At 50.1% G+C, this 12,674-nt stretch carries 9 protein-coding genes and 3 pseudogenes; all 12 read right to left on the bottom strand.

Features of this window, described 5'->3' with window-relative positions; translation table 11 throughout:
- Nucleotides 1–9 precede the first annotated feature (9 nt).
- Nucleotides 10–606, bottom strand: a complete 597-nt coding sequence (locus MHH57_RS12310) for a hypothetical protein (protein WP_318628299.1) — start codon at nucleotides 604–606, stop codon at nucleotides 10–12.
- Nucleotides 607–648: 42 nt separating this feature from the next.
- A complete protein-coding gene (locus MHH57_RS12305; protein WP_342435134.1) occupies nucleotides 649–2,103 on the bottom strand; it encodes a sucrose-specific PTS transporter subunit IIBC in 1,455 nt (484 codons plus the stop codon).
- Nucleotides 2,104–2,651: 548 nt separating this feature from the next.
- A complete protein-coding gene (locus tag MHH57_RS12300; protein WP_029515287.1) occupies nucleotides 2,652–2,876 on the bottom strand; it encodes a hypothetical protein in 225 nt (74 codons plus the stop codon).
- A 258-nt stretch (nucleotides 2,877–3,134) separates the two neighbouring features.
- Nucleotides 3,135–3,263 (bottom strand): annotated as a pseudogene (locus MHH57_RS12295) (tyrosine recombinase XerS); the annotation flags it as partial.
- A gap of 75 nt (nucleotides 3,264–3,338) precedes the next feature.
- Nucleotides 3,339–4,037: a respiratory nitrate reductase subunit gamma gene (gene narI / locus MHH57_RS12290; protein ID WP_029515288.1), complete on the bottom strand. Its 699-nt coding sequence runs from the start codon at nucleotides 4,035–4,037 to the stop codon at nucleotides 3,339–3,341.
- 2 nt (nucleotides 4,038–4,039) lie between these two features.
- A complete protein-coding gene (gene narJ, locus MHH57_RS12285) occupies nucleotides 4,040–4,708 on the bottom strand; it encodes a nitrate reductase molybdenum cofactor assembly chaperone (protein ID WP_029515290.1) in 669 nt (222 codons plus the stop codon).
- Nucleotides 4,695–6,209 (bottom strand): nitrate reductase subunit beta, encoded by a 1,515-nt coding sequence (gene narH / locus MHH57_RS12280; RefSeq protein ID WP_341070837.1) that lies wholly within the window; start codon nucleotides 6,207–6,209, stop codon nucleotides 4,695–4,697. The genes narJ and narH overlap by 14 nt, the downstream gene beginning before the upstream one ends.
- A pseudogene (locus MHH57_RS12275) lies at nucleotides 6,199–9,884 on the bottom strand (nitrate reductase subunit alpha). The gene narH and the pseudogene MHH57_RS12275 overlap by 11 nt, the downstream one beginning before the upstream one ends.
- The gene (locus MHH57_RS12270; protein WP_029515295.1) at nucleotides 9,877–10,158 is read right to left on the bottom strand and encodes a hypothetical protein; all 282 of its coding nucleotides are present in this window, start codon (nucleotides 10,156–10,158) and stop codon (nucleotides 9,877–9,879) included. Before MHH57_RS12270 ends, MHH57_RS12275 begins: the two are co-directional and overlap by 8 nt.
- 52 nt (nucleotides 10,159–10,210) lie before the next feature.
- Nucleotides 10,211–10,537, bottom strand: a complete 327-nt coding sequence (locus tag MHH57_RS12265; protein WP_069011450.1) for a hypothetical protein — start codon at nucleotides 10,535–10,537, stop codon at nucleotides 10,211–10,213.
- Nucleotides 10,527–10,967: a hemerythrin domain-containing protein gene (locus tag MHH57_RS12260; protein WP_069011451.1), complete on the bottom strand. Its 441-nt coding sequence runs from the start codon at nucleotides 10,965–10,967 to the stop codon at nucleotides 10,527–10,529. The genes MHH57_RS12265 and MHH57_RS12260 overlap by 11 nt, the downstream gene beginning before the upstream one ends.
- Nucleotides 10,949–12,536, bottom strand: a pseudogene (locus MHH57_RS12255) (MFS transporter). Before MHH57_RS12255 ends, MHH57_RS12260 begins: the two are co-directional and overlap by 19 nt.
- Nucleotides 12,537–12,674 lie beyond the last annotated feature (138 nt).

The following is a 12,674-nucleotide window of genomic DNA, read 5'->3' as shown; positions in this document are numbered from 1 at the left end:
TTGTAAAGATCAATGGAGCGATAGAGCATGGCTCAGCCGGTAAGATTGGAACGTTGCGCTCCAAACGGCATAAAAGCAATCTTTCTGTTTCCATACTTTGGGGTCGCGACAATGATCGGTATACCCGGACGGAGGTCCGCTTATAACCGGGGAGGAGAACTTGTGTATACGTCCATCTCTCTCCATTTGAGCCATACACTGATAAGGCACTCGCTCCCAACTCTTATCATGTGTATTGCCGGTGTACCTGAGGTACAATCGCCCATTGTGTTCGATTGCACTGCCCGAGTATACTCCATGACTGTCAAAATCCCGGTCCGGTTTTAACGCCACTCCCCGGTTCGTCCAGTGAACGAGATCCCGAGAGCTGGTATGATACCAATATTTGAGACCATGCACAGTACCGAGAGGAAAACATTGATAGAACAAATGATACTCTTCATGAAAAAAAGCAAATCCATTCGGGTCGTTCAGCAACCCTGTCTCAGGCTGGATATGATACCCCTGGCGCCAGGGGCACCTTGCCACTCTGGCGGCCAGACCGGAGATTTCCTCCGTATTGGTATCTTCTAATCTTCTGTATCTCTCTTCTTTTGTCCACTCCACAGCAACCTCCTTACTGCAAAATAGTTCCAAGCATGCTTAAACTTACGGTCGATCCGCTGCTTCGCTTGAAGTCTCCCCTGAGGCTGACGCATTTTTCCGCTTGCCCCAGAGCAGGGTGATGAGAAACGTAACCAGAAAGCTGATGCCCATGCCGATACAGAAATCAGGGATGGACTGTGGACGGATTGCGATAATACCGGGTAGCGCCGCCGGTCCCATTGAAATGGACAGCACATGTGCGTAAGCAATATAGGCGGAAGCCAGGCCGGAACCGATCATCGCAGCAATGAACGGGTAGCGAAGCTTCAGGTTGATTCCGAACATTGCAGGTTCGGTAATACCGAGCAGCGCGGATATGCCGGCAGCTGAGGCGATACTCTTCGTCTTGCTGTTGCGTGTGATGAGAAAGACGGCCAGCGTAGCCGCGCCCTGAGCGATATTCGCCATCGAGGCAATCGGAAGCAAGAAGGATCCGCCCGTCTTAGCAACGTCCGACAATAGTTGGGTATCCACAGCGAGGAAACTGTGATGCATTCCCGTTATGGCAATCGAAGAATAGAAAAAACCGAAAATACCTCCTCCAATGAAACCCGTCGTATCATAGAGCCAGAAGAGACCATCTGTCAGTCCGTTGCCCGCGGCGCGAAGGACCGGTCCAACAACAGCAAAGGTCAAGAGGCCGGTAACGAGGACAGACAGCAAGGGAGTCAACAGATTATCAAGATAAGATGGAATTACCTTTCGCAAATTTTTCTCGATTACCGATAAAATATAGGATACGGCCAGTACTGGCAGAACCGTTCCCTGATAGCCAACCTTTTCGATTGAGAAACCGAACAGTTGCCAGGTGGGTACTGTCCCATCTACAAGTGCCTGGCCGTAGCTGTAACCATTAAGCAGATCGGGATGAACCATAATCATGGCCAGCGCCGCGCCCAAATAAGGATTTCCACCAAACTTGCGAGTGGCCGAGAAGCCGATCAGGATGGGAAGGAAAACAAATGGAGCGTTGGCGAATAAATTAATAATGCTTGCCCAATCGGCAATACCAGGGTACATCTCGACCAGAGACCTGGGACCAAACAGATTGCTGGCAGTCAGAACGTTGTTGATCCCCATTAATAGACCCCCGGCAACAATCGCCGGAATGATCGGAACAAAAATGTCGGAAAGTGCTTTCACAAGTCGTTGAAGCGGATTCATTTTAGCTGCTCCTGCCGTCTTTACATCGCCGGTGGACATTTCTCCGAGACCCGTAAGTTTGGCGAACTCGCCATACACGTTATTTACAATCCCGGCTCCAAGGATAATTTGATATTGCCCTGCTATAGAAAAAGTCCCTTTAACAACGTCCATTTGATCAAGCGCTTTTTGATCAAGCAAAGATTCATCTTCAAGAACGAGCCGCAATCGCGTCGCACAATGAGCAGCTGCCGTTATGTTTTCCTTACCTCCCAGGGCATCCAGGATGTCAGCTGCAACTTGCTTGTAATCCATATTTCTCTCCTCCTAATATTATGAAACCGGTTCCAATTTAATTAAAAAAAATGTTCGTTACCGACATTGGCCGGTAATTTTTGTTCGAAAACAACTGCCCTCCTATTACTTTCTCCGAAGAAGGTTATTGCCCCACTTCACCACTTCTCGCTCCCTTCAATAAGCCCCTTTTGACCACCCGTAGGATTGGATGGACATACAACCCTTGCCATAGGAAAAAAATTGCTCAATTCAAAATGTTTGTTTTATATTAAATTTTGTAAGGGGGCTGTTATTTGATAATAAAACACTATCCATGTCATCCTCAATGGTAAGTTAATGCGATGGCAGGGTAAAAAATTGCCCCTTCATTAACACAAAAATCCACCGCAGAAAATAAAGGGTCGTTGCTGCTTCCAGCCCGGTTTTCCTACACTCTGACCTGAACAGACTGAAACACGAGGATTATTTGCTAAATCCATAAGAGTGCTTGCCTGCCAATCGTCAGGAAAGAATTTAAGCATCTCTTGGCAGAACAATGTGGGTTCTTACGATATTCAGGAATCGGTTTATTGAATACTTAAAGCCTCCGTTTCGTCTCCGGTGAGTCCTTCGTCTTCATCATCTACCATCGTCTCTACCCAATTAATGTCTGCAAAAGCTATCTTCATGTACTCCATCAGTACGCGCTGAGCATTGAATCCTACCTCATCAATCATAGATTCCTTAGTAAAGTTTTCTGCAACTAACCAATCAAAAAACATAATATAGTCATGGCAATAGTTCAGAAGCACTGATAAACCTCCCCACCTATAAGTTCATCACTTTGGTCGTTTGATCAATGATGAAACTGAAATCACCTCTTGCAAGTGGGGAATTATATATTATTATACAATTTTGTCTATGTATTCCATAAAAGAATTCTCCTTGGACGCAAACCATCATTCTGAATCCATTACTATAGAAAAAAGCCGCCATTAAGGGCGACTTTCTACATCCTATGTTCTGTCCTCCAAGAGCTTCAATCTTAATTTGATCGCCCACCATCAATAAAGGTTGTTTTTCAATCTGGGCACATTAATGTTCTCTAGGTGATAACGGGTTGCAAATGAATGTCTCAGAGAATGCACGGATAAAGCTGGTTTTCCAAAAGCTGAAGCATATTTTTCAATCAGTTTCTCATTGGTTAAGCAGAGATGCTCTTCATGAACAGCTATTATTGTCATCAGAAATTTTCGTCCATATCGAAATAGAAATCAGGTTCTCTCTCGTTTCCGGTAACTGTTTCTGGAACGGTACTGCTGCGGAGATCTTGCCGGATAACGTGCGGGAAAAGAAAACATATGGACCAGATGGGTAAACGGAATGGAAGCGAACAGAAGAAACGCCAGGATGATGTGAAGCTGAAACACGAAAGGAACCATGTGCATCAACCCGTATTGCGGATTAAAGGTGAACAGGCTGCGAAACCAAGGCCCGATGGTCGTACGGTATTCATAGGCCACCACAGTCGTATTATACACGATGGTCATATAGGTACCGATGGCTGCGATGATCAGAACTAAAATCACTGCAAAATAATCACCAAAACCCGCATGGGCCCTTACCCGACGGTTAAGGATTTTGCGCATAAGCAGAAGAACCAGACCGATGACGACCATCAGACCGGCAAAGCCGCCCCCCGCGATCGCAAATATATGATAGGTCTCATCGGATATGCCGAAGAAATGATAAACACTGCGCGGGATCAACACACCCATGATATGGCCAACAAACGCGAAAATAATCCCGTAATGGAACACAGTCGAACCGATTCTGAGCCATCTTTTTTCAAAAATCTCCGTAGAAGGCGCCGTCCAGCTGACCTGACGAAAAGCAAACCGATAGAGCAAGCCGACGATCATCACCGCCAAGGTAAGATAGGGAAACACGACCCACCAAAAGATACCAGTCATCATTATACCCCCATTCCATTGCACGTTTTATAGACAGGTAAGCCTGAATCACTACGAGCCGTACCGTCCATGCCAAACAGGATAGGGTAAGGCAGTTCATCCAGATCGGCGCTCTCCCGCTTGCTCTCCAGCATGCGAATTTCTTCTTCCGTAGGGACCTCGAAAACATCGGTCATCAGAAAGTTCAACAACTCGGAATAGGGACTGTCTTCAGACAGATGCTTCCGAATCCGCTCTGTGGCTGCGGCCAGCCGGAGTTCAAGCGCGCGTACATGAACATTGTCGGACCTTACCGCCAGCAGCTCGTACAACAGCGGAATGAAGTCGCACAGCTCCCCGCTCGGCATCATAAAGCCCGCATCCCGGACAATATGCTGAAGCAAAATCAGAGCTGCCCCACGTTCCCGACTGTCACCCAATTCATGAGCGGTCAGATAGAGTCCGGTCTTTTCCTTCCAATCGAACGTCCAAACATAAATTTCCTGAAGCTCCTTGGGAGGAACCGAGAAGATAGCCTCGGCCGCCTGGCCAAACCTGCTCGCCAGCTCATTATCTTTCATTTCCTCTTGGACAGCTGAAAGCAGTTCCTCCTTCATTTCCTGAAAATCCTCACAGGGATATCCTAGCAATCTGGCGCAGGCCGCCAGCAAAACGGGCTTATGTTCCATCATCCATGTCCTCCCTTGCGAAAAGATGTGACGTGACCGCGCTTGACGGGGTAATGGATTCGATGCTGCAGGCCCCCTGCTTGTAATGAAGCTCTTTCGCGCCATCCATTTCCCTCCGAGCGGTTGGGATCACAAACCTTTCGTTATATTTGGCAACAGCGAACAATCGGGTCATCTCTTCAATTTCCTCCACTGTAATTCCCGCCTCTCCCAAAAGCTGGCTGTGTCTGAGATCATCCATGCCGCCAACGGCTTGCTGCCGCCTATGTACACGCATGGCGGTCATTTTAAGCAACACTCTACGGATGACGGAGGTATCCCCTGCCGTAAGCAGAGATGCCAGATACTCCATTGGAATCCGCATTTGATCGACGGCGGGAATATAGTGATCGGTCTGAAGCTCGTCTTCTTCAATATGGTTCATAATCGGGCTAAGCGGTGGAACATACCACACCATAGGGAGCGTGCGGTATTCCGGATGAAGTGGCAGAGCAACCTTCCACTTCATGGCAAGCTTGTAGATCGGCGAGCGCTGTGCCGCATCGATCCAGGAATCGTTGATCCCGCTTCTTCTCGCCTCCTTGATCACTTCCGGCTCGAAGGGGTCAAGGAACACCGAAAGCTGGGATTCATACAAATCCTGCGGATTCTCCACGGAAGCTGCCGCCTTGGCTCGATCTGCGTCATAGAAGACGACACCGATATAGCGAATCCGGCCCACACAGGTTTCCGAGCAAATCGTGGCCATGCCCGCTTCTGTCCGCGGGTAGCAGAAATTGCATTTTTCCGCCTTGTGCGTATTCCAGTTGTAGTATACCTTGTGGTAGGGACAGCCATTGGTACAGAATCTCCACCCCCTACAGGCGTCTTGATCTACAAGTACAATGCCATCCTCCTCCCGCTTGTACAGAGCTCCGGATGGACAGGAAGCCACGCAGGAAGGGTTCAGACAGTGCTCGCAAATGCGGGGCAGGTACATCATGAACGTCTTCTCATACTCCATGGCGATCTGTTCCTGAAGCTGCTTGACATTCGGGTCCAGCGGTACGATCTCACTTCCGCCAGCCAGGTCGTCATCCCAGTTCGGGCCCCATTCCGGCTTGTCTATATATTCTCCGGTAATCAGTGATACAGGCCGCGCGACCGGAAGATGCTTCCGCTTGGGGCTATGAATCAAGTTATCGTAATCATAGGTCCACGGCTCATAGAAGTTGTCCAGGCTGGCCATATTCGGATTGTAAAAAATATTCGCCAGTTTGGTGATTGGCCCCCCCGCCCGGAGTGCCAGCTTTCCGTTGCGCAGAACCCACCCGCCTTTAAATTTCCTCAGGTCTTCCCATGCCCGAGGGTAACCGGGACCCGGCCGGGTTTCCACATTGTTGTACCACATGTATTCCGTTCCGGGCCGATTGGTCCACGTGTTCTTGCAGGTCACCGAACAGGTATGGCAGCCGATGCATTTGTCCAAGTTCATGACCATGGCGACTTGCGCTTTAATCCTCAAGCCAGTCAACCTCCTTCAACGGTCGGATGATTGTCATCGTATCTCTCTGACTTCCTGTCGGCCCGTAATAATTGAACCCGTAGCTCAATTGGGCATAACCTCCGATCATATGTGTCGGCTTCATCGTAATCCGAGTCACACTGTTATGGGTACCGCCGCGCTGCTTGGTGATAGAGGTGCCCGGCACGCCAAGCGTGCGATCCTGGGCATGATACATATAAGCGATCCCCTCCGGAATCCGGTAAGTCAGCACCGCTCTTGCTGCGATGACTCCATTCCGGTTATATACCTCAATCCAATCGTTATCCTTGATCCCGATTGAAGCCCCGTCTTTTTCGTTCAGCCAGACGACCTGCCATCCGCGGAACAGCGTCGACATTTGATTGGTGTCGATGAACATCGTATGAATTCCCCATTTTTGGTGCGGGGTCAAATAACGGATCGTCATCGTTTTCCCATTCGCTGGCACTTCTTTCTCACCCTTAAAAAAAGGAACGTGCTCCAGCGGCGGCAAATAAAGCGGCAGCCCTTCACCGAAATCCAAAATCATCTCATGGTCCAGATAAAAGCTTTGTCTGCCTGTTAAAGTACGCCATGGAATGCTGTACTCCGTATTTAAGGTAAAGGGCGAGTATCTCCGATTGTCCTTCTCCAAGCCACTCCAGACCGGAGTTGAGATCGTATGCCGGGGCTGAGCAGTAATATCCAGAAGTGTGAAAGCCTCTTCTTCCCGAGGTTTTGAGATGTCCTCCAGCTTTTTGCCGGTTTTGGTCTCTAACGAACGCCAGCCTTCCACGGCCCGTTCTCCGTTCGTGGCGCCAGACATCAGCAGAATCGCTTCGATTACCTGTTTATCCCGGAATAGATCCGGCTGTCCTTTGCCAATCCCCTCATGTTTCGATGCCCCCAGCCGCTCCATGAGCTGGCCGTACACCTTGTCGCCGGGAATTTTAATCCCCTTTGTTCCATAGCCCTTTTTAATGTTCGGTCCGATGGTAATCATTTTTCCATACACGTTCGGATAGTCACGCTTCACCAATAAAAAATGGGGCATCGTTTTGCCGGGCACTGCCTCCGTCTCTCCCTTGCGCCAATCGCGGATTTTTCCGTGAACTTGGGCGATTTCATCTGGACTGTCATGTCCGAGCGGAGTCATGAGAACATCCTCGCAGGCTGGCAAATGTTTCTCTGCCAATTGGGAGAACGTTTTGGCGATTTCCCGAAAAGCGTCCCAATCGCTTTTGCTTTGCCAAGGTGGTTCAATAGCTGGATTAAACGGATGGACAAACGGATGCATATCGGTCGTGCTTAAATCGTATTTTTCGTACCAGGTCGCTGCTGGCAGCACGATATCCGAAAACAGCCCTGAACTCGTCATTCTAAAATCCATGCTGATGAACAAATCGGTTTTGCCTTCCGGCGGAACATCATCCGTCTTCACCGTCTCCGGCCGCCACGAATGGCTCGGGTCCGTCAACACCTGATTGTCCGTCCCGATCAAATGCTTGGCAAAGTATTCATGCCCTTTACCGCTATCGCCAAGCAGATTGGACCTCCAGTTGAAAAAGACACGCGGGAAATTGCTCGGATCATTGGGGTGCTCCACCGCAAAATCTAGCTCTCCCTCTTTAACCATTCTCGCAATTTCCTGTACGGCCTCCTGATCGTCCGAAAACCCTTTTTCTCGAACCTGTCTGGCCACATCGATGGAGTTCTGGTTGAATTGCGGGAATGAAGGCAGCCACCCGAGCCTTACGGCCAGAGCATTGACATCCGCAGGATGCATATGGTTAAACCGCCCGCCCCAGGATGGTTTCTGCTCCTCATTGACCTTGGCCTCATAGCGGAACTGCTCCGTCGCGAAGTAGAAGAAGGAGGTTCCGTTTTGTAAGCGGGGAGGCTTGATCCAATCTCCTGCAAATGCGATCTGCTGCCACCCCTCCACTGGCCTCACCTTTTCCTGACCTACGTAATGGGCCCATCCGCCGCCATTTACTCCCTGGGAGCCCGTGAGCAGAACCAAATTCAGAATGGAACGGTAGATTTGGTCGCTGTGATACCAATGATTCGTTCCTCCGCCCATGGCGATCATCGATTTTCCACCTGTCTTGGCCGCATTTTCGGCAAACTCCCTCGCTACCTGAATGCAATGAGATTTCTTGACGCCAGTAATCGCCTCCTGCCAAGCCGGAGTGTAAGGCTTCGGATCGTTATAATCGACCGGATAATCGCCTTGCAGTTGCTGTCTGGGTACACCCACATGAGCCATCATAAGGTCATAAACCGTCACGACTTTGAGCGTCCTGCCTTCCACACTCGGCAAATGCTTTACAGGAACTCCACGCCGAACTGTCCCTCCCTCCGATTCCACGAAATAAGGAAAGTCAACGAGAGCCACTTCATCCGCCGCATCAATAAATGACAGCAGAGGATCCACTACTGTCCCGTCGGGATTTTCGAGATCCAGGTTCCACCTGTTGTCCTGATCCCAACGGAAGCCCTGACTGCCGCTCGGAACCATCGGCGCTCCAGATGCGGCGTCCCAGACTACCGTTTTCCATTCAGCCAACTCCTGGGCATCGCCCAAGTCGGAGGCCCGGAGAAAGCGGCCCGAGCGAAGCGCATCGCCATGTTTCTCTAGTATCACGAGGAAAGGCAGGTCTGTAAATTTTTTCACGTAATCCGTAAAATAAGGGACTTGCTGATCCACGTAGAATTCTTTAAGAATGACGTGGGTCATAGCCATGGCAAGCGCGGCATCGGTTCCGGCTTTAGCCGGCAGCCAAATGTCCGCAAACTTTTCATATTCGGCATAATCGGGGCTGACTCCGACCACCTTGGTGCCGTTATAACGGGCTTCCACCATGAAATGCGCATCAGGAGACCGGGTTTGCGGAATGTTGGTCCCCCAGATAATAAAATACTTGGAGTTATACCAGTCGCCGCTTTCCGGCACATCTGTTTGTTCTCCCCAAACCTGCGGCGAGGCAGGGGGAAGGTCTGCATACCAATCATAAAAACTGAGGATGGTCCCGCCAATCAGCGATAGGAAGCGTGTCCCTGCCGAATAACTCACCATGGACATGGCCGGGATCGGGCTAAAGCCGACGACACGATCCGGACCGTATTGTTGAATGGTATGGATAATAGAACTGGCGATCATCTGACAGGCATCATCCCAATCCGCCCGGACGAAGCCGCCTTTCCCTCTGGCCTTGACATATCTGTCACGCTTTTTGGGATCACTGACGATGTTTTCCAGGCCCTGACCGGGTCCTCCACAACTGCCAACTCCTCACGCCACATGTCGTACAAATCGCCGCGGATATAGGGATACTTCACCCGGATCGGGCTATAGGTATACCAGGAAAAGCTAGCCCCGCGCGGACAGCCCCGAGGTTCATACTCGGGGCTGTCGACCCCCGTGGTCGGATAGTCCGTTTTTTGTGTTTCCCAGGTGATAATGCCGTCCTTGACGTAAACATTCCAACTGCAGGAACCGGTACAGTTGACACCATGTGTCGACCGGACGACCTTGTCATGCTGCCAGCGGCCGCGGTATAGGCTCTCCCAATCCCGGGATCTGGGGCTCTCCTCGGTCCATCCCTCGTTAATGGCCTCTCCGCGTTTTAAGTATTTCAACGCTTCAAGCAGCTTGTTTTTATGTTCAGCCATTGCACAGATGCTCCTTTCCCTGCTGGTTTACCGGGTTAAACCTTTCCCCCGTCAGTTTGAAGCTGTCTTGTCCCAACTGAAGCTCTTCCATAAACACTTCCCAATCCGCTGCGTTGCAAGCCGCGATAATCAGGCGCTGAAGCTCGTTCAGATCCTGCAGCCGGCAGATTTGTTCTTGCACAGGCTGCGGCACTCCGCCGAATCTCATCTCAAGCAAGGCAAGCAAATCATTCCGATCATCCCGGACAAACTGTTCCGTTTCCACCTGATTCATCTGGTTCGCCTTCTTTCGTAGCTACTTTTCTACACTCATCTGCCGACCCTTGTCAGAATTTCATCATTTTAAAATAATCGGCAATCATCGATTTCTTAATCTTTTCCGCCGACTGTTTAAAAAAGGCCAAGACCTCCTCGTCGCCACCTTCCACCAATGCCCATAAAAATTTCCTGCTGGTGACCTGTCCCAATTCCTCTCCAAATCGGAGGTAGACGGTGATACCTTGAGCATCAGCCCGGCCACCCGCCTTCACATCATAAGGATGAAGGTGGAGCCTCTCGAGCTCTTGTACCAGTAGCCGATACAGCCTCGGCTCCACGGATTGAAGCGGTTTGTCGGGAAGCATCGCCGCCAGTGTATAGGTCTCATTTATCATGAAGCAGCCCCTCCACTTCTTTTTCCAGCATGTTCATTTCATCCCGGTTATGCAGTTCATCAACGACAATCAAAGCCTGAAAACGGGCAAGAAGCTCGCCTCCCACCTTGCCCTGCACCAGCAGTTCCTTAATCTCAGCGACAATTTCTCGCATTATTTGATGATCGCGAGTCAGAGAAATAATGACGTTCTTCAACTCCGGCTTGATGCCCACAGCTTCTACATATAATCCTTCCTCTTCGCTGGCCGCGTGCTGAAGCGTACGCCCCTCCCAATGCTCCACCGTGATGTAGGCAATTTCCTCCGCTTTGTCCAATTCACCTTTTTTTATACTTCGATTCAACAGCTCGGTAAGCTCTCTTGCTTCGCCTAAGGCCGCCTCATGAATCATCGAATGACTGTCCACATGTCTCAATGCGGGTCCTGACATGAAGCCCCCGCCTCCTTTCCTGTTGCTTTTTTTGAGAATTGATTTTCCAGCCTGTCGCCTTCACCTTCCCCGATTACGGAGTCAGAATGCGAAAGGTCGCTGAATATAGCCACATAATGGGTGGCATTTTGCTCGTTCGTGATCGCCGTTACGGAGAGCCACTCCCGAAAAACCTCCCCATTTGCCTTGCGGTTGACGATCTTTCCCTGCCATTTTCCGGTGGTCAGTAAAGTGTCCCAAAAGGCATTATAGAAAGAGCGATCATGGAAGCCGGAGCTGAGTATATTGGGAGTTTTTCCGATCACCGCTTCTTTGGGATATCCGGTGACCTCGGTGAAGGCAGCGTTTACGGTATGGATCACGCCCTTGGCATCAGTGACCATCACGGCATCGGCTGTGGACTTGATAATATCCGACGCAAACTCCAGCTTGTTGCTGAAAAATACCCACAGAACAAGTATCAGGCTGGCCAGCGAGGCTTCGGACAAGGCCATAAAGCCGATTGCGTAGTGGCCCGTCCACCCAAACAGCAGGGTAAGCAGCAGTGGAGGAAAAAAACCGCCCAGACCGCCCGCTGCAGAGACGATCCCGCTGGCGATGCCCCCCTGTTTGGAAAAGTAAAGCGGGACCAGTTTGAACACCGCGCCGTTCCCGATACCGGCGCACACGGCTACCATCAAACAACCCAACGTAAAAAGAGGCATGGTCAATCCGAAAGAGAGTAAAACTCCTGACAAGGTTAGGCCGGCAAACACGAACATAAGAACTACAAAAGGATTGGACTTGTCGGACAGTATCCCGCCTACTGGACGGAGAAAGGTAGCCAAGGCGATAAAACCCGCCGTCCTGAGTCCGGCATCCACCTTGCTTAATTCAAAATAGCTGACCAGAAAACTGGGGAGATAGATTGTAAAAGCTACGAAGGAGCCGAAGGTAATGAAGTAAAATATGCTGAAAAACCACAGCTTTTCGTTGCGATAAACCTGCTTGAGTTGATTCTTCCAGGAGCTTCGTTACACGCTCTTCGCGCTTATCCCCTAAAAACAGATTCAGCAGAGCGAAAAGGGCAAGCAAAATCAAAAAAAGCTGAAGGGCTCTTGACCAGCCGATCGCATCAGCCACCCACGGTGCGCCAAAGGTAGAGATGGCCGTACCCAGGTTCCCGATCCCGTATATCCCATTGATGGTGCCCTGCTTTTCTTTGGGATAATATTGAGGCAGTGAAGTCACACCGATCGAGAACGTAGCCCCGCCTATCCCAAGAAAGAAGCCCCCAACCGCCAAATCCAGAAAAGTATTGGCCTGGCTCAAATAGTAGACAGGAACAAGCAAAATCAAGAAACTGACTGTATTCATCAGCCTTGCCCCGAAGCGGTTGGTCAGAATCCCCGCCGGAATTCGCAGCAAAGAGCCCAAGATTACCGGGATCGCGGTAGACCACGCTCTTTGCCCAGGCGTCAGCGGAATATCCTGACTTATGTAAGAAATCAGGGAAGAGATCAAGACCCAGGCCATAAAGGAGACAACCAGACTAAGGGTTTGCAATGGCAACTGAATTTTTTTTACCATGTATAGCTCCCCTTTGGAGATTATTCGAATTGCAACTATAGGATATAATATCCATTTTTGACAAACTTCTGGCCTTTCAAACATTTGATTTGGGGAGATAACAAATGACGGCTCACTTGCAACCTGTGATGGAAGGAT

The organism is Paenibacillus sp. FSL H7-0442 (assembly GCF_038593105.1).
Lineage (GTDB): Bacteria > Bacillota > Bacilli > Paenibacillales > Paenibacillaceae > Paenibacillus > Paenibacillus polymyxa_D.
This window is presented reverse-complemented; position numbering and strand designations above follow the sequence as displayed.